The sequence below is a fragment of the Pseudomonas fluorescens genome (assembly GCF_018614655.1).
GTDB lineage: Bacteria > Pseudomonadota > Gammaproteobacteria > Pseudomonadales > Pseudomonadaceae > Aquipseudomonas > Aquipseudomonas fluorescens_BX.
Map to the genome: position 1 here is coordinate 554122 of NZ_JAGGOG010000004.1, position 16785 is coordinate 570906.

The 16785-nt window shown below is 58.9% G+C and carries 16 protein-coding genes and 1 riboswitch; of the genes, 8 read left to right on the plus strand and 8 right to left on the minus strand.

Features of this window, described 5'->3' with window-relative positions; translation table 11 throughout:
* Nucleotides 1-93 precede the first annotated feature (93 nt).
* Both metF and ahcY read right to left on the minus strand, forming a co-directional pair.
* Complete coding sequence (gene metF, locus J7E41_RS07460) at nt 94-939, minus strand: methylenetetrahydrofolate reductase [NAD(P)H] (protein ID WP_214991295.1); 846 nt, start codon at nt 937-939, stop codon at nt 94-96.
* Nucleotides 940-1105: 166 nt separating this feature from the next.
* Nucleotides 1106-2515, minus strand: a complete 1410-nt coding sequence (gene ahcY, locus J7E41_RS07465) for an adenosylhomocysteinase (RefSeq protein ID WP_214991297.1) — start codon at nt 2513-2515, stop codon at nt 1106-1108.
* A gap of 21 nt (nt 2516-2536) precedes the next feature.
* A riboswitch (S-adenosyl-L-homocysteine riboswitch) is annotated at nt 2537-2643 on the minus strand.
* Nucleotides 2644-2841: 198 nt separating this feature from the next.
* Between ahcY and J7E41_RS07470 the strand changes: the two genes are divergently transcribed.
* The 7 genes from J7E41_RS07470 (at nt 2842) to J7E41_RS07500 (ending at nt 9709) form a co-directional block, all read left to right on the plus strand.
* Complete coding sequence (locus tag J7E41_RS07470) at nt 2842-3246, plus strand: acyl-CoA thioesterase (RefSeq protein ID WP_010167614.1); 405 nt, start codon at nt 2842-2844, stop codon at nt 3244-3246.
* A 100-nt stretch (nt 3247-3346) separates the two neighbouring features.
* Nucleotides 3347-5326, plus strand: a complete 1980-nt coding sequence (locus tag J7E41_RS07475) for a patatin-like phospholipase family protein (RefSeq protein WP_251029358.1) — start codon at nt 3347-3349, stop codon at nt 5324-5326.
* Between the two features lie 276 nt (nt 5327-5602).
* The gene (locus tag J7E41_RS07480; protein WP_214991299.1) at nt 5603-6013 is read left to right on the plus strand and encodes a GtrA family protein; all 411 of its coding nucleotides are present in this window, start codon (nt 5603-5605) and stop codon (nt 6011-6013) included.
* Complete coding sequence (locus tag J7E41_RS07485) at nt 5994-6980, plus strand: glycosyltransferase family 2 protein (protein ID WP_251029359.1); 987 nt, start codon at nt 5994-5996, stop codon at nt 6978-6980. Before J7E41_RS07480 ends, J7E41_RS07485 begins: the two co-directional genes overlap by 20 nt.
* Nucleotides 6980-8395 carry an ArnT family glycosyltransferase gene (locus tag J7E41_RS07490; RefSeq protein WP_251029360.1) on the plus strand — a complete coding sequence of 472 codons (1416 nt, stop codon included), beginning with the start codon at nt 6980-6982 and terminating at the stop codon, nt 8393-8395. Before J7E41_RS07485 ends, J7E41_RS07490 begins: the two co-directional genes overlap by 1 nt.
* A 62-nt stretch (nt 8396-8457) precedes the next feature.
* Entirely contained in the window at nt 8458-9291 is an 834-nt protein-coding gene (locus J7E41_RS07495) for an EamA family transporter (protein ID WP_214991301.1), read from the plus strand.
* A 31-nt stretch (nt 9292-9322) separates the two neighbouring features.
* Complete coding sequence (locus J7E41_RS07500; protein WP_214991303.1) at nt 9323-9709, plus strand: MAPEG family protein; 387 nt, start codon at nt 9323-9325, stop codon at nt 9707-9709.
* A 117-nt stretch (nt 9710-9826) separates the two neighbouring features.
* On the opposite strand, the gene mltA is transcribed toward J7E41_RS07500, so the two are convergent.
* Entirely contained in the window at nt 9827-10999 is a 1173-nt protein-coding gene (gene mltA / locus J7E41_RS07505; protein WP_214991305.1) for a murein transglycosylase A, read from the minus strand.
* Between the two features lie 131 nt (nt 11000-11130).
* On the opposite strand from mltA, the gene J7E41_RS07510 reads away from it, so the two are divergent.
* Entirely contained in the window at nt 11131-11580 is a 450-nt protein-coding gene (locus J7E41_RS07510; RefSeq protein ID WP_214991307.1) for a c-type cytochrome, read from the plus strand.
* A gap of 18 nt (nt 11581-11598) precedes the next feature.
* Here J7E41_RS07510 and J7E41_RS07515 read toward each other — a convergent pair whose 3' ends face one another.
* The 5 genes from J7E41_RS07515 to J7E41_RS07535 form a co-directional block, all read right to left on the minus strand.
* On the minus strand, nt 11599-11994 hold the full coding sequence (locus tag J7E41_RS07515; protein WP_214991309.1) for a DUF1090 domain-containing protein: 396 nt from the start codon (nt 11992-11994) through the stop codon (nt 11599-11601).
* Between the two features lie 80 nt (nt 11995-12074).
* On the minus strand, nt 12075-13748 hold the full coding sequence (ligB, locus tag J7E41_RS07520; RefSeq protein ID WP_214991311.1) for an NAD-dependent DNA ligase LigB: 1674 nt from the start codon (nt 13746-13748) through the stop codon (nt 12075-12077).
* Nucleotides 13749-13858: 110 nt separating this feature from the next.
* Nucleotides 13859-14209 carry a DUF1090 family protein gene (locus tag J7E41_RS07525; protein WP_214991313.1) on the minus strand — a complete coding sequence of 117 codons (351 nt, stop codon included), beginning with the start codon at nt 14207-14209 and terminating at the stop codon, nt 13859-13861.
* Between the two features lie 226 nt (nt 14210-14435).
* Nucleotides 14436-15626 (minus strand): methionine adenosyltransferase, encoded by a 1191-nt coding sequence (gene metK, locus J7E41_RS07530; RefSeq protein ID WP_214991315.1) that lies wholly within the window; start codon nt 15624-15626, stop codon nt 14436-14438.
* A 19-nt stretch (nt 15627-15645) separates the two neighbouring features.
* A complete protein-coding gene (locus tag J7E41_RS07535; protein ID WP_214991317.1) occupies nt 15646-16641 on the minus strand; it encodes an ArsR/SmtB family transcription factor in 996 nt (331 codons plus the stop codon).
* Between the last annotated feature and the right edge of the window lie 144 nt (nt 16642-16785).

Genomic DNA, 16785 nt, shown 5'->3' on the forward strand with positions numbered 1-16785 from the left:
TCTGGAACGGGGATCTTCAGGCATCAATACTGAACTTTTATTGCGCCGCCAGCCCTTGGGTGAATAAGGGCCGGTGGTGCAAGGAAGCAGGTGTCAGCGGGGCAGCTTGAGGTTGTTCCACACCGCCAGGCTCGGTTCGGCCTGGTTCAGGGTGTAGAAGTGCAACCCTGGAGCGCCGCCTTGCAGCAGGCGTTCGCACATTTCGGTGATGACCTGTTCGCCGAACGCCTGGATGCTCTTGACGTCATCGCCGTAGGCTTCCAGTTGTTTGCGAACCCAGCGTGGAATTTCCGCGCCGCAGGCGTCAGAGAAGCGCGCCAGCTTGCTGTAGTTGGTGATAGGCATGATGCCTGGCACGATCGGAATGTTCACACCCATGGCCCGTACACGCTCGACGAAGTAGAAGTAGCTGTCGGCGTTGAAGAAGTACTGGGTGATCGCACTGTTGGCGCCGGCGTTGGCCTTGCGCACGAAGTTCTGCAGATCGTCTTCGAAGTTGCGCGCCTGGGGGTGCATCTCCGGGTAAGCGGCCACTTCGATGTGGAAGTGATCGCCGGTCTCTTCACGAATGAAGCTCACCAGGTCATTGGCGTAGCGCAGCTCACCGCTGGCCATGCCCATGCCGGACGGCAGGTCGCCGCGCAGGGCGACGATGCGCTGGATGCCCGCACTTTTGTACTGGGTCAGCAGGCTGCGCAGGTCAGCCTTGCTGTCGCCCACGCAGGACAAATGCGGAGCGGCAGGGACTTTGACTTCGCTTTCCAGCTGCAGCACGGTGTTGATCGTGCGGTCACGGGTCGAACCACCGGCACCGTAGGTGCAGGAGAAGAAATCAGGGTTGTAGCTGGCCAACTGACGGGCAGTGGCGAGCAGTTTTTCATGCCCAGCATCGGTCTTGGTCGGGAAGAACTCGAAGCTGTAGCGACGGTCTTGGGACATGGTCATACCCTTGGAAACTCAGAAAACTGGAAGGCTTGTGTGGGAGCGGGCTTGCTCGCGAATGCGGTGGGTCAGTCAATATTTACGGTGACTGACCCACCGCATTCGCGAGCAAGCCCGCTCCCACACAGGCCCACTCCCGCAAGGAGAGTGGGCAACAGGCTTATCAGTAGCGGTAAGCGTGCGGCTTGAACGGACCTTCGACGGTCACGCCGATGTAGTCGGCCTGGGTCTTGGTCAGTTGAGTCACTACGCCGCCGAAGCCGCGGACCATTTCCAGGGCCACTTCTTCGTCGAGTTTCTTCGGCAGTACTTCAACGGTCAGGCGCTCGGCTTTCTGGGCCGGCGACAGGTCGGCGTACTTCTGGCCGAACAGGAAGATCTGCGCCAGTACTTGGTTGGCGAACGAACCGTCCATGATGCGGCTCGGGTGACCGGTGGCGTTGCCCAGGTTCACCAGACGGCCTTCGGCCAGCAAGATCAGATAGTCGTCGTTCTGTGGGTCGAAATCACCGGCGCCGGTGCGGTGAACCTTGTGCACCTGCGGCTTCACTTCTTCCCATGCCCAGTTCTTGCGCATGAAAGCGGTGTCGATTTCGTTGTCGAAGTGACCGATGTTGCACACCACGGCGCGCTTTTTCAGGGCCTTGAGCATGTTGGCATCGCAGACGTTGACGTTACCGGTTGTGGTCACGATCAGGTCGATCTTGCCCAGCAGAGCCTTGTCGATGCTGGCGGCTGTGCCGTCGTTCTGGCCGTTGATGAACGGCGAAACCACTTCGAAACCGTCCATGCAGGCTTGCATGGCGCAGATCGGGTCGACTTCGGAAACCTTGACGATCATGCCTTCCTGACGCAGGGACTGTGACGAACCCTTGCCCACGTCACCATAGCCGATCACCAGCGCTTGCTTGCCGGACAGCAGGTGGTCGGTACCGCGCTTGATCGCATCGTTCAGGCTGTGACGGCAGCCGTACTTGTTGTCGTTCTTGCTCTTGGTCACCGAGTCGTTGACGTTGATGGCCGGGATTTTCAGCTCGCCCTTGGCCAGCATGTCCAGCAGGCGGTGAACGCCAGTGGTGGTTTCTTCGGTCACGCCGTGGACGCGGTCCAGAATCTGCGGGTACTTCTTGTGCAGCAGCTCAGTCAGGTCGCCGCCGTCGTCGAGGATCATGTTGGCATCCCAAGGCGCGCCATCTTTCAGGATGGTTTGCTCCAGGCACCACTCGTACTCTTCTTCGGTCTCGCCTTTCCAGGCGAAAACGGCGATGCCGGCAGCGGCGATAGCGGCAGCGGCCTGGTCTTGAGTCGAGAAAATGTTGCAGGACGACCAGCGCACTTCGGCACCCAGGGCAACCAGGGTTTCGATCAGCACGGCAGTCTGGATGGTCATGTGGATGCAGCCGAGAATCTTCGCGCCCTTGAGCGGCTGCTCACTGGCGTACTTGCGGCGCAGACCCATCAGGGCGGGCATTTCGGATTCGGCGATGAAGGTTTCGCGACGGCCCCAGGCGGCAAGGGACATGTCGGCGACTTTGTAGTCGTTAAAATCTGCAGGCGTGATGACAGCGCTCATGAAGAGCCTCCATTCGTAATGTGCGAATGGGCGCCGTTGTGCGTTTAGTATCAGGCCAGGACAACCAGGCCGGACAACGCCCCATCCGAGCCTGACAGGTCGAGCCTGCTGCAGCGCCCCTCGGACAGGTGGCGGGAGAACGGTATCAACTGAAGATGACCGTTTTGAAACGGTGGGGATTATAGCTGTGTGTGCCAGACTTCCCAAGCCTTTCTGTCGGCGGTATGAAGATCACTCATGGGGGCGATAGGTAATGGCTCATAGAGCTTGGGGCTGGCCTCTGCCATGATGTTGCCCATCATTCGGCAAGACGCTTTGGAGTGACCATGAACTTCCACACCCGCAAATGGGTAAAACCCGAAGACCTCAATCCCAACGGCACCCTGTTCGGTGGCAGCCTGCTGCGCTGGATCGACGAAGAAGCCGCCATTTACGCCATCGTTCAGTTGGGCAACCAGCGGGTGGTGACCAAGTACATCTCCGAAATCAACTTCGTCAGCGCCTCGCGCCAGGGCGACATCATCGAACTGGGCATTACCGCTACCGAGTTCGGTCGCACCTCGATCACTCTGACCTGCGAAGTGCGCAACAAAATTACCCGCAAAAGTATCCTGACCGTGGAAAAAATGGTTTTCGTCAACCTTGGTGAAGACGGTCTGCCGGCACCGCATGGCCGGACCGAGATCAAGTACGTGAAGGATCAGTTCCAGGAAGACGGCATCAGCGAGTAACGTCCGCCCAGGCGTGACTTGTTTTACAAGAAACTTCCGTATGGATCTTTCTCAGGCGCTCTCAGCACTCAGGACTACACCCTGTAGAGAGAGTCGACATATGGAATTGTTAAAACCCCCTGCTCCGCCTATCCAACCTTCATTCCCTCAATTGTTGCCAACCGCCGCCAATGACAGGGTTGGGAGCGGTCTGGCAGCGGCGGTCGACACGGCCTTGGCGCCCATTGTCACAAGGCGTGGACACACCACGGCTCAACCCCAAGGCACGAAAACGTCCTTGATAGAGGGTGCTGGCGAACGCAAGCTGGCGCTGAGTCGCTACCAAAATGGCGTTGTGGAAGTGACGTTGTCCCCGCCGCCGCTTAGCCAACTGGTGCTCAGTGGTGGTGGTGCCAAGGGCGTTGCCTATCCAGGCGTCATTCAGGCGCTTGAAGATAAAAATGTCTTGAAAGATGTCCGGAGCATTTCTGGCTCGTCCGCGGGTGGTATCTCAGCGGCCTTGCTGGCCAGTGGCATGGGGGCCAAGCCCTTCGACACGCTTTCGGACGGCATCGAGCTACCCAAACTGATGAACAGCAAGCATGCAATCCCCAGCTGGTTGCAGAATGCGAGTTCGAGTGTTGGCAAGGTGGCCGGCAAGGTCAGCAGTCTGGCAGAGGTCGTGTTTAACGTGCTGCCGCGTCTTGGCTCCAAGGCTGAACCCCTTGAGGAGTTGGTGCGCAACGAGTCGCGAAAGGCGGTGCTGGCACACATTGCCGATTTCCCCAGGGACCTTCGCACATCACAAGTCATGGCGATTGCTGACAAATTAAGTGCGGGTGGAGCGACGACGTTCGGTGATCTGCTGGTGTTGAGTCGATATATACCGGCAATCAAGGCGCTCAATATCACCGGCACTGGCTTGTTCGATGGCAGGCCGCAGTTGGTCGTGTTCAACGCCAGCACGACGCCAGACATGGACATCGCCCGCGCGGCGCATATTTCGGGGGCACTGCCGGTAGTGTTCAAGGCACCGAAAGAGCAGGGGCATGGGTTTCAGGAGCATGGAGAGAAAACCTTCTTTCAGGATGGCGGGTTGCTGCTCAATACGCCGGCTGCTGACTTTTACCAGCGCTCGTTTCCCGCCAGTGTGCTGGCCGATACCGAACAATTGATCTTGAAGTTTGAGGATGAAGACCCAGCGGTGGTGCGTGGCAGTGGTCTCGATGCCTTCAAGGACGGTTTTCTCGGGATCCCGAACACGGCCAATCGTGAGTTGATGTTGTCGAAACTCAACGCGGTCAAGGATCAGACCGTCATCATTCCGTTGAAGACGGACAAGGGTGACTTCAGCGGATTCCTCAACGGTACGATCAATTTCACCCTGTCGGCCGAGGTCAAGAACCATCTGCAGGAACTCTCCAGGATTGCAGTGAATACGCACCTGGAGAGGCGCTCCGAGGTGCGGGAGCAGCATCAGTTCGGCTCGATTGAAAGCGCCGTGCTGGCCATGGACGATTCCATGCTTGCCAGCGTAAAGGACGCACTTGATAAAGACGATGCATCCCGTGAAGTGCTGCGTTTTCGACACGAAGCCCTTCACGGGCTCGTAGCGCTGGATAAGGCTGTAGCACTGGTCAATACCGGCAACCGCTGGGAAATGACGTCTGAGCTGGCCTCGGCATTGCGTAACCTGGATGCGCTGGCCAGTCGCCCGGAATACGTCGAGTGGCTGGGCGTTCGGCTTAATGATGCGCACAACCCTGATTTCCAGCAGTTGCTGCAGGTGTCGCCCCCGTACCCCTCAAGGGTCCTGTGCCGTGGTATTGCTGAAATGAAGCGGCGCGATGTGGCCGTGATCGCCGATAACTTCACCCGGGAAGTGCTCTATCCCTCGTTGTTTCGTCCGGGCCAGCCAGACTCCAATGTTGCGCTGCTGCGGCGCGTGGAACATAACCTGGACCGGGCAACAACGCCGGTCCAGATTAACCTGGCCCTCGACGACATCGTTGAAAACTACGCGGCACATAATAAACTCTGGGCGCAGCCGGGGCACTCCACGACGATCGAAATGGCCAAGGCCTGGCGCCTGGCGGTTTAAACGCGATATCGACAAGAACCCGCCGCACGGTGGTGATTTCGCGTGGCGTAAAGTCCGCCCGTCCCGACGCGGTCTGCAGCCCTGAAACAGGTAGTTGTTTTTCGGTTAATGGCACTCACTCACGTGTGTCATTAACAAGTAGCTGACAGGGTTGTTACACTTTGGTAATACCTGGGTTATTCGGCGTTTTTTTTACACACTTTAATTATTAGCTAGATAGAATCTCTGCCAATGCCGATCAGTCGCATTCGCCAGATAACTAATGTGCTAATAATCATGACGCAATTACCTCCCGATGATCGTTCGTCGCGCCTGCCTTATTATTTAATGGTCGGGTTATTGGCAACCAGTGCTCACTATATAACGCTCTTGTTATTGTCCTTTGTGCTACCGATATTAGTGTCCACGCTGATCGGTGCTTTAGTGGGAACGCTGGTGAGCTATCAAGGCAACAAACGGTGGACGTTTGTGAGAAGTACGGGTTGCCCCGACGCTCATCAATGGCTGCGTTTCGGCATTACCGCCATGGTTTACAACCTCGGCAATCTGTCCCTGATGGCGCTGTTGCTGGGCTTTTTTCCGCTGCACCTCTGGCTGATGCAAATGATCACCACCGTGGCCCTGACGCTGATCACCTTCCGAATCAACCAGCATTGGACCTTCCATCATGAATCTATCAAGACCTGAGCGGGCACCTCGCCCGCTGCTCAGCGTGATTGTCTGTTGTTATAACGAGGCCAAGGTATTACCCGTCTTTCACAGGCGATTGATGGCAGTGCTGAATACATTAAGTATTCGTTATGAATTACTGTATGTGAATGATGGCAGTCGTGATGAAAGTCAGGCCTTGCTGAGTCGCTTCTGTCAGGTGCCTGGTGTTCGTTGCCTGAATTTAAGTCGTAACTTCGGCAAAGAGGCCGCCATGGTTGCCGGGATAGACCATGCACGGGGTGATGCGGTTTTATTTATTGATGCTGACTTGCAAGATCCACCTGAACTTATTCCGTTAATGGTTCACCATTGGCTGAGCGGCCGCGACATCGTCAATATGCAACGACGCAGTCGAGTGACGGACACGTCTGGTAAGCGAATCAGCGCCCATCTGTATTACAAACTCATGAGTTTTCTCGCCGATAAGTTCGATGTCCCGCCAGACGTCAGCGATTTCCGTTTGATCGGTCCGGCGCCTTTAGCCGCCTTGCGCGCCATCCCAGAGCGGACACGGTTTATGAAGGGCCTGATCAGTTGGCTAGGGTTCAACACCGTCGAGGTGCCCTACGATCGTGAGCCTCGAAGTGCCGGCCAGACCAAATGGGGGCCCTTGGCGCTGGTTGATCTGGGCATTGAGGGGGTGCTGGCCTTATCGCGCAAACCCCTGCGCTGGTTCAGCCTGCTCAGCCTGCTGATTTTCATCAGTACCCTGGCCTTCATCATCCAGCAGCTCAGCGTCGAAAACCTCAGTACCCACCACTTTATCCTGGGCGTCGCGGCGTTTATTGCCTTAGGCACGGCGATGATTGGTGAATACCTGGGCGCGACGTTGAGCGAGGTCAGGCAACGGCCCATCTATTTGCTCAACAGCCAGTTTGGCGAAACGCCTCGACAGTCCGGGAAGCCCGGAACAACTCCCTCCCGCGAACAAGAAACCATCTGATGATCATGACGCGCCGCACACTCTGGATTGTGTTGCTTGCCATTCTCGGCATTCGCCTGGCCAGCATGGGTCTGTATCCGCTAATGGATACGTCGGAGGCCCGCTACGGCGAAATGGCGCGCAAGATGCTCGTCCTGGGCGACTGGGTAACGCCACTGTTCGACGTTGGTGTGCCTTTCTGGGGCAAGCCGCCGCTGGCCTTCTGGGCCCAGGCGCTGAGCATGAAAGTGCTGGGTGTCAATGAGTTCGCCATTCGTTTTCCGGCGTGGCTGTTTCATGTCGCCAGTTGCCTGATCATCATCCGCTTTGCCCGTGAAGAGGCGGATGAACGCACCGGATTGCTGGCGGCGATTATTTTCTCCAGCTCCACCCTTGGCCTGCTGTCGGCAGGCGTGGTGTTGACCGACCCGGCGCTGAGTTTTTCAGTGGTGCTGGCCAGCTACGGTTTCTGGCGCGGTGCGGCACGCGATGATCGACGCTGGGCGCTGGCCGGGTTTGCGGGCCTGGGACTTGGCCTTTTGTCCAAAGGGCCGCTGGTGTGGGTGTTGGTGGGAGGGGCGGCGCTGGTCTGGGTGCTCTACCACAAACAGTGGCGAGCCTTGCTGCGACTGCCCTGGGTCACAGGCATTTTTCTGATGCTGTTGATTGCTGTGCCCTGGTATGTGATCGCTGAACTGCGCACGCCGGGTTTTCTGGATTACTTCCTGATTGGCGAACACTGGAAGCGCTACGTGGTCAGCGACTGGGCCGGTGACTTGTACGGCAGCGCTCATGCCCGGCCAGCAGGTGCGATCTGGCTGGATCTGCTGATGGCATTGTTCCCCTGGACGCTGTTGTTGCCCGCGCTGTACTTCGGCTACCGCAGGTTGCTCCAGTCATGGCCCTACTACAGCTATGTTGCCTTGTGGGCTTTGGTGACGCCGGCGTTTTTTACCCTCTCCGGCAACATTCTGTGGACCTATGTCTTGCCCGCCCTGCCTGCGTGGAGCTTGTTGCTGGCCGGTGCGCTCAATCGCCCTGTCGCGGTCGGCCAGGCGAGAGCTGCCGTGGGCCTTGCGCTCGGTCTGTTCCTGCCGGTTGTACTGTGGGTGGCTGCGGTGGATGGCCGTGTCTTTGAGCGTCCAAACAATCAACGCGCGCTGGCCCAGGCCTGGCAGCAACTGCAAAAGGATGAACCGGGAGCTCTTTATTACTGGGGGCGTCGGTCCTACTCGGGGGAGTTCTACACTGCAGGCCAGGCCCGACAGCTAAAGGACTTCACCCGACTTCCCGGTGACACAGTGTTCTATGTTTCCCGCCGGGAGCGGGACCTGGAGTATGGAATCGAGTCCTTGCAAGCGTTCAACTGTAAAGAGCACCTGCGCGCCAGCGAGAGCGTGCTGTTCCGGTGCGGGCCGATCAAGCCATCCCTCTGATACCCTTTCCCGTGTGATATATAGCGAATCAATTCCGTTTATTCTCACACAAGGAGTGGCCAGTGGTTGCGACGGCTCTGGTACTGGTTGCGGCGCTGTTGCATGCGACGTGGAACACCCTGATCAAATTCAGTGGCGAGCGGCTATTGGTGATCGCCTGCATGGACAGTGTTGCGCTGCTGTTTGTGTTGCTGGCGGTTGGGTTCGTGTCGTTGCCGCCGCTGGAAATCTGGCCGTGGATTGTCGCCTCGGCACTGTTTGAATTGCTGTACCGCTACCTGCTGATCCAGGCCTATCGGGTGGGCGACCTGGGGTTGGTGTATCCGCTGATGCGCGGATTGTCGCCGTTGGTGGTCCTGGTGCTGACCCTGGTGTTTGCCGGAGAGGTGCTCAGTACTCAGCAGATTCTTGGCATCCTACTGATCCCGTTCGGCATGCTGTGCCTGTTGTGGCGGGGCGGTGGCGGGGATCGGTTGCCCTGGTCGATGTTGCCGGTCGTGGCGCTGATCGGCCTGTGCATCGGTTGCTATACCTTTCTCGACGGCCAGGCCTTGCGGCGCTGGTCGCACCCGTTGGACTACCTGGTGTGGCTGACGCTGATCAGCGCCTGGCCGTTTCCGTTGCTGGCGGTGGTGCGCAAGCGCGCGGCGTTCAGCCTGTTCTGGCGCACACAGTGGCGGTTGGGGCTGAGTGTCGGTTTGTGTGTGTTGTTGAGCTACGCTCTGGTGCTCTGGGCCATGCAGTTGGGCTCGATTGCCGAAGCGGCCGCGCTGCGGGAAGTCAGCGTGATCCTGGTGGTGTTGTTCGGCATGCGATACCTGAAAGAACCTTTCGGCCGGCCACGGCTCATAGCCTGTGGGTTGGTGCTGATCGGCATGTTCGTGATGAAGCTCTAACCGTCGGATAAAACTAAAAAAGGAATGGGTTATGACAGTCGCTTTCTGGTGTGTGTTGATCGCAATTTTTCTGCCATACCTGTGCATCGGTGTGGCCAAGTTCAGTGGTGGCAGGTTCGGGCTTCAGGATAACCACGATCCCCGGGCATTCCTGGCCATCCTCGAAGGGGTTGCCAAGCGGGCCCACAGCGCGCAGCTCAACAGCTTTGAAGTGACGCCTGCGTTTGCGGCGGCGGTGATCATTGCCCATATGGCCGGTAATGCGTCGCTGGTGACCATCAATGTGCTGGCGGTGCTGTTTATCACCAGCCGGTTGCTCTACGTCATTTGCTACCTGGCGGACTGGGCGGTACTGCGTTCACTGGTGTGGTTCGTGGGGATGGTGTTGATTGCGAGTTTCTTTTTTGTGTCGATATAAGTAGTCGATCCCAGCGTAGCCGCTGCCGAGGCACGCGGCTGCGATGCGGTCCGCAAGACGGCCACCGGGGCCGCTGCGTCATCGCAGCCGCGTGTCTCGACAGCGGCCACAGGACGATCAGCTCCCGACTGGCGCATCCGGCACTTTCGGCAGCGCTGCACCTTTAGGCCACAGCATCCAGATCTGGCCCTGCTGTTTCATATTGCCAGCCAGCTCACCGGCGGCATCGCCGGTCCCCCAGAACAGGTCGGCCCGTACTTCGCCAGTAATCGCGCCACCCGTATCCTGCGCGGCCACGGGACGAGCGATCGGTGCGCCATCGGGTCGAGTGGTCGACAGCCACAACAGACTGCCCAGTGGAATCACCTTGCGGTCCACTGCAACGCTGTAGCCAGCGGTCAGCGGTACGTTCAGCGAGCCGCGAGGGCCTTCGTTGCTGTCGGGGCGGGCACTGAAAAATACATAACTGGGGTTGCTCTCCAGCAGTTCAGGAATCCGCTGGGGATGAGCCTTGGCCCAGGCGCTGATGGCGCCCATGGTGACGTCTTCTTTCTTCAGTTCGCCTTGCTCCACCAGCCAGCGGCCGATGGGGCGATACGGGAAACCGTTCTGGTCGCCATAACCGATGCGCAATTGACGACCGTCCGCCAATTGAATGCGGCCCGAACCCTGGATCTGCAGGAACTGCAGGTCCATCGGGTCGGTCAGCCAGGCGATGGGTTGGGCGGTGGAGCCTTGCTGATTGATGGTGCCGGCATCGTCATAGGGCTTGAGTACGCGGCCTTCGAGGCGTCCGCGCAGGCGCTTGTCCTTGAGCTCCGGGTAGATGCTCTCCAGGTTGACGATGATCAAGTCATCCGGCACGCCGAACACCGGTACATGGGCGGTGGTGGTTTCGGTGAGACTGCCCGGGTAGACCGGCTCGTAGTAGCCAGTGATCAGGCCGTTGGGGCTGTTGTCCGCCGAGCGTAGGCCGTACACATCCAGGTGTTCCTTGAGGAAACCACGGATGTCTGCGGTCGTTGCGGGCACATTGGCCGATGCCGCACAGGTTGCGCCCCATACCGGGTCGCTCTTGAGGCGTTGGCAGGCGCTGCGCCAGGATTCGAAACCGGCTTGCAGATCACTGTCCGAGACGGCAGGCAAGGCTTCCCAGGTCGCGCTGACGTAAGTGGCGATGGCGTGCGGTTTGTCTTTCTCGTGCTTGCCGGTGTCGCAACCGGCAAGCAGCGCAATCATTGGTAGAGCCCACGCCAGGCGGCGGCTCCAGGGTTTTAACGTGACATTCATGCAAACCATTCCTGAGGCGATTGCCCGAACCGGGTAGGGCTCAAACAAACCGTATTATTAATAGGGCTATTGGTCTTTACGGGCATGGCGAGGATACTGGCCGCCGTTTCTTCCCGTGACTCGACGCCACCATGACTCTTAAAAGACTGACTGTTGTATTGCTGGCCTGCCTGACACTGTCCGCCTGTGGTGGTGTTGATCCGAACTCGCCGTTGGGCCAGCGCAAGGCCATTTTCAAGCAGATGCTCAAGACCGGCGAAGACCTGGGCGGCATGCTGCGTGGGCGCATCCCGTTTGACGGTGCAAAGTTCGCCGAAGGCGCGGTCAAGCTTGACGCCTTGTCCCACGAGCCGTGGAAGCATTTCCCGAGCGTACGTGAAGAAGATCACACCAGCGCCAAGGACGATGTCTGGCAGAAACAGGCCCGTTTCCAGGAAATGGCCCGAACCCTTGAGGCCGCTACCGGTGAACTGGCGGTTGTCAGCCAGGTCCAGCCATACAAGGCCAGCAACCTGGGGCCTGCGGTGCAGAAGGTTGAAGACGCCTGCACCGCCTGCCACAAGCAGTTTCGGGATCATTGATCCGGGACAGGTTCCGTCTTACTTGTCCAGTTCGTCCAGGGCTTCCTGCAGCTCTTTACGTGACTGGGCAAGCTTGTCTTTGCGCTTGTTGATCTTCTCGGAATCACCTTTTTTCATCGCCTTGTCGAGGTCGGCCTGACGGCGGCTGACTTCGTGCTTGGCGTCGAGCACCTTGTTTTCCCGCTCCTTCTTCAGGGAGGCGTCAGTGCAATGGGTGGTGACTTCGCTCAGGGCTTTTTCCAGGCCCGCCTGCTGGTCGCTGTTGCCGTGGGCCTTGGCTTGTTCGATCTGGGTGCTGATGGCCTGGCGCTTGGCAGCGCAGCCGGTGAGTTGCGAGGTTTCTTCGGCCGCCAACAATGGCGTGGCCATGAAGCTTGCGGCGGTCAATAAGGCAAAAGGTGCAAGAAATTTCATAAAGGCTCCAAAGTGAATAAGGTCGCAATCCGGTGGGCAGGATGAATTCTGCCGGTACCGGTTAATGCTGCCAGGACGGATTAAAAACCATCTATCCCGGCAGCCTGTAGTGTTTCACGCATGGCCTGGACGTGCGGGTCGCGAAAAAAAGCGCTCAGTTGCGCCGCGCGCCCCGGGCCGATTCCCGCTTCGGCCTGCCAGGCTTGGGTGTCTCTGGCGGCCAGGGTCTGCCAGCCACCTTGCAAATTGTTGCGAGCCGTGGGCGGTACTCCCAAGGCCTTCAGCCATTGTGCGAACGGCCGCTGCCGGGCACTGCGTAAGCTGTCGAGCAGGCGTGCACTGCTGCGCTCGCCGAAGCCGTCAATGTTAGCAAGCTCTGCCTCCTCGAGGGTCAACCAATCGAGCAGGCTACTGATTAGACCCGCCTGAATCAGGGTATTCCAGGTTTCCCTGCCGATATGGGGCAGGGCCAGCCCCTGGTTACCACTCAGCCAGGTCAGCCGGGCGAGCAGTTGTTCCTCGCAGCCCGGGATCAACTGCCAGCAACTCAGGTGATGGAAGTCCTTGGCCAGTGGCGCCTGGACGTGAACCCGTGGCTGGCTGCGCAGGATCACCTGGTCAAGTCGCGGAATAACCTGGCCGGCGAGGCTGATGGAGACCTGGTCACCGGGACGGATATCCAGTTCCTGCCAGCGTTTTAGGGAGCCTGCGCTGACACGCCTGATCTGGCGGTCATCCAGCAGCACCGGCTCGAGCTCCAGAATCGGTGTGATGCGCCCGGTTCGGCCAACCTTGAAGTGTACTTTGCGCACTTGCGCCAAGGCCTTGATCAACGGGTATTTCCAGGCCGCAGCCCAGTAAGGCGTGCTGACTTGCCAGCGGTTGGCCGGTGCACGCTGGCTTTGGTGCAGCACCACGCCGTCGCTGGCGAAGGGCAGTGGATGGTTGTACCAGTAGGTGCGCCAGTGTCCTGCTTCAGTGATGTTCTTGATCGATTGGCTGTAGCGCTGGCTATCGGTGAAGCCCCATTGTGCGAGGGTGTTGAGTTGTTCATTCAGGTCTGCGGGGCCTTGGGGCCAGGCCCAGACAAACAGGCCGATCCCGGCGGCATCGGCGTCGGTCAGTTGCTGGCGGTTCATCAACCCGGCAATTTTACTGCGGGCGTTGATGCTGCCTTGCATCGCTTGTATGTGATCGGTCAGGCGCCAATAGAGTTCGCCCTGCAGCAGCAGGTCAATAGGCTGTGGCAGTTGTTGGACGATGCCGGGGATCTTGCGGCCAGACGTCGACCAGTCCTGGCCCAGGCTGCCATCTCCACGGCTGATGACTTGGGCCAGGCGCCCTTGGCGATAGATCAGAGTCACGGCCACACCGTCGACCTTGGGTTGAATCCAGAGATCCTGGCGAGTGCTCATCCAGGTGTCGACTGCACGTTCATTCAGCAGTTTTTCCAGCCCGGTGTGAGGGATCGGGTGGGTCAGCGTACCCCGTGAACTGGCCAGCGGATTGTCTGCAGTCGGCGCGGGTTGGGCAAAACAATCGCGCCATTGGGAAAGCTGCTGTCGGGCCTGGTCGTAGAGTTCATCGCTGATCGGTGACTGGCCGAGACGGTGGTAACTGTCATCCCAGAGGCTGATTTGCCGTTGGAGTGTGGCGATCTCTGTCCTGGCGTGATCGCTTGTCCAGTCGGGACAGTCCCCGGCCCAGGCAGCAAAGGGCAGCAACGTGAACAGCAGGCAGGCGAGTAAGCGCATACAAGGCTTCATCATGAGCATCCTTGCTCTGAAAGGGCGCCCAGCCTAAAGCATCCGCCCAGCCACAAAAAAGCCCCGCAATCGCGGGGCTTTTTACTGGGTGTTTCTGTTTACTTGAACAGGCCGCCCAGAGCTTTCACGGTATCGTTGTTCTCGGTCTTGGCCTGCTGCTTTTGCTGCTTGGCATCCAGTTTGGCCTGGGACTCGGCGATTTTGTTACAGCCTTTGTTCACTTGTTCCAGGGCCGCCTGAAACGCCGCCACTTTCAGCGTATCGCCTTTGGCATTGGCGGTGTCGATCTTGGTTTGCAAGTCTTTGGCTTGTTGCTGGCAGTCGCCGGAGTTGCCGCCACCCAGTTGCGAGGTCAGGGCGCCACCCAGTGCGCTCAGGTCGGCGGCTTGCACCGGCAGGGCGAAAAGGCTGAGCAGAAGTGCGGCAGGAGCGAGCGTGGAGATGCGCATGAAAAAACCTCAATGTTCGATCGCCTGCGCACTTAGGCATCCCGAGCAGGCGCAGTGCAATATCCAAAAGAAGGTGTGGCGCTCGGGAGGGCGCGGATTCTAGTGGGCCATCATTTGGCCTGCAAGGACGGTGTTAAACAAATGTGAATATCGTTGCGCTAATCGCCAGGCAGCAAAAAGCCCCGTCGGGTGAACCCGGCGGGGCTTGGGGTACCACGAGCAGCGATTACAGACCGGCAGCCGTGCGCAGGTCGTTGGCGCGGTCGGTTTTTTCCCAAGTGAACGTGGTGAAGGTGTCGTCGCCGACGGTCTTCTGTTCAGGGGTACGACCGAAGTGGCCGTAGGCCGCGGTTTCCTGGTACATCGGGTGCAGCAGGTCGAGCATGGTGGTGATCGCGTACGGACGCAGGTCGAAGATTTCACGTACCAGCTTGATGATCTTGTCATCGCTGATCTTGCCGGTGCCGAAGGTATTCAGTGAGATCGACGTCGGCTGCGCTACACCAATGGCGTAGGACACCTGAATCTCGCAACGCTCGGCCAGGCCGGCGGCGACGATGTTCTTGGCCACGTAACGACCGGCGTAAGCCGCGGAACGGTCAACCTTGGACGGATCCTTGCCGGAGAACGCGCCACCGCCGTGACGGGCCATGCCGCCGTAGCTGTCGACGATGATCTTGCGACCGGTCAGGCCGCAGTCGCCTACCGGGCCACCGATGATGAAGTTGCCGGTCGGGTTGATGTGAAACTGAGTGTCTTTGGTCAGCAAGTCGGCAGGCAGCACGTGCTTGACGATCAGTTCCATCACGCCTTCGCGCAGGTCGCTGTAGGACACTTCCGGATTGTGTTGGGTCGACAGCACGATGGCGTCGATGCCCACCACTTTGCCGTTTTCATAACGGCAAGTGACCTGGGATTTGGCGTCCGGGCGCAGCCACGGCAATACGCCGGACTTGCGAGCTTCGGCCTGACGCTTGACCAACTGGTGGGAGAAGGTGATCGGTGCTGGCATCAGCACGTCGGTCTCGTTGCTGGCGTAGCCGAACATCAGGCCCTGGTCGCCGGCGCCTTGATCTTCTGGCTTGCTGCGGTCAACGCCTTGGGCGATGTCTACCGACTGCTTGCCGATGATGTTCATCACCGCACAGGTTGCGCCGTCAAAGCCGACGGCGGAGCTGTTGTAGCCGATGTCCAGGATCACCTTGCGAACGATGTCTTCCAGATCGACCCAGGCCGAGGTGGTGACTTCGCCGGCGATGATGGCTACGCCGGTTTTCACCAGAGTCTCGCACGCCACGCGGGCGAATTTGTCTTCGGTAATGATGGCGTCCAGCACCGCATCAGAAATCTGGTCGGCGATTTTGTCCGGATGCCCTTCAGACACGGACTCGGAGGTGAAAAGGGAGTATTCGCTCATCTCGATGTTTTCCTGATATTTACCGATGGTGAGTGTCGCCAGTCGGTCGCTGAAAATGGCGGACCTGGATCTGGAAACCATTACGTAAACCTACATAGAGGCTTTCCCCGGGAACGAGTCCCGCAGCGGTGGCCCAACGGGCCAGATCGTCCTGTTCAAAACCCAGCCAGAGATCACCGCAGGCCTCCCTGGCCCAACTCTGGTTGTGGCTACACAAATCTGTGACTAACAGGCTGCCGCCTGGTTGCAGCAAGCTGGCCATCTGCTTTAGGGCGTCGGCCGGGGCAGCGAAATGATGCAAAACCATGTTCAGCACCACGCAATCGGCCCGCAGGCTTGCCTCATCCAAGGCATCGGCCAGTTGCAAGCTGACATTGCCTAACGCTTCGCGCTCGCACACCTCACGCGCCAGCTCCAGCATCGCCGGGCTGTTGTCCAGCGCGGTGACCTGATGAAAACGGCGTGCCAGCTCCGGCAGGAAACCGCCATCGCCAGGGCCGACTTCCAGTGCTGTCGCCCCATCACTGAAGCTCAGCTTGTCCAAAAGTGCCAGCACGCTTTCGCGGTATTGCGGCAATCCGGCGATCAAATCCTGCTGGGCGCGAAACTTCTCCGCCACCCGCGAGAAGAAGTCCTGGCTGGCGGCTGCGCGTTGCCCGTGGACCTGACTGATCCGTGACTGCACGTCGACCGGCAGGGTCAGGTTGTCTACTTCATCGAGCAGGGCGGCGTGCAATTGGCCGCCCAATTGCTCGGTGTGGGGCAGGGCGCGACGGTAAAAAATCGCATTGCCTTCACGGCGCGTGGCCACAAGGTCAGCCTGGGCCAACACTTTCAGATGGTGGCTCATGCCGGACTGGCCGATGGCGAAGATCTGCGCCAGCTCCAGCACGCCGAATGAGTCGTTGGTCAGCGCACGCAATACATTCAGCCGTAACGGATCGCCGCCAGCCTTGCACAAGGCCGCCAGCTCATCGCAGTCGTCAGGACGAAGGGAAGGCGCACGTAAGTTCATAAGGCCAGCAGTCTAGTGACGGGGGCAGCTCCTCGCAAGACCAATATCAAAAAGTTTTGATATTGGTCGATAATCGGTGGTTATAAGCAGCGGATATAACCTTTGGGTGAAGGGATGAAAGGTTTCTCCAGGTGATTGCAGGCC

Coding starts and splice junctions, on each gene's coding strand:
- metF (WP_214991295.1), bottom strand. CDS start 939: ATGTCCCAAGACCGTCGCTACAGCTTCGAGTTCTTCCCGACCAAGACC.
- ahcY (WP_214991297.1), bottom strand. CDS start 2,515: ATGAGCGCTGTCATCACGCCTGCAGATTTTAACGACTACAAAGTCGCC.
- J7E41_RS07470 (WP_010167614.1), top strand. CDS start 2,842: ATGAACTTCCACACCCGCAAATGGGTAAAACCCGAAGACCTCAATCCC.
- J7E41_RS07475 (WP_251029358.1), top strand. CDS start 3,347: ATGGAATTGTTAAAACCCCCTGCTCCGCCTATCCAACCTTCATTCCCT.
- J7E41_RS07480 (WP_214991299.1), top strand. CDS start 5,603: ATGACGCAATTACCTCCCGATGATCGTTCGTCGCGCCTGCCTTATTAT.
- J7E41_RS07485 (WP_251029359.1), top strand. CDS start 5,994: ATGAATCTATCAAGACCTGAGCGGGCACCTCGCCCGCTGCTCAGCGTG.
- J7E41_RS07490 (WP_251029360.1), top strand. CDS start 6,980: ATGATCATGACGCGCCGCACACTCTGGATTGTGTTGCTTGCCATTCTC.
- J7E41_RS07500 (WP_214991303.1), top strand. CDS start 9,323: ATGACAGTCGCTTTCTGGTGTGTGTTGATCGCAATTTTTCTGCCATAC.
- mltA (WP_214991305.1), bottom strand. CDS start 10,999: ATGAATGTCACGTTAAAACCCTGGAGCCGCCGCCTGGCGTGGGCTCTA.
- J7E41_RS07510 (WP_214991307.1), top strand. CDS start 11,131: ATGACTCTTAAAAGACTGACTGTTGTATTGCTGGCCTGCCTGACACTG.
- J7E41_RS07515 (WP_214991309.1), bottom strand. CDS start 11,994: ATGAAATTTCTTGCACCTTTTGCCTTATTGACCGCCGCAAGCTTCATG.
- ligB (WP_214991311.1), bottom strand. CDS start 13,748: ATGCGCTTACTCGCCTGCCTGCTGTTCACGTTGCTGCCCTTTGCTGCC.
- J7E41_RS07525 (WP_214991313.1), bottom strand. CDS start 14,209: ATGCGCATCTCCACGCTCGCTCCTGCCGCACTTCTGCTCAGCCTTTTC.
- metK (WP_214991315.1), bottom strand. CDS start 15,626: ATGAGCGAATACTCCCTTTTCACCTCCGAGTCCGTGTCTGAAGGGCAT.
- J7E41_RS07535 (WP_214991317.1), bottom strand. CDS start 16,641: ATGAACTTACGTGCGCCTTCCCTTCGTCCTGACGACTGCGATGAGCTG.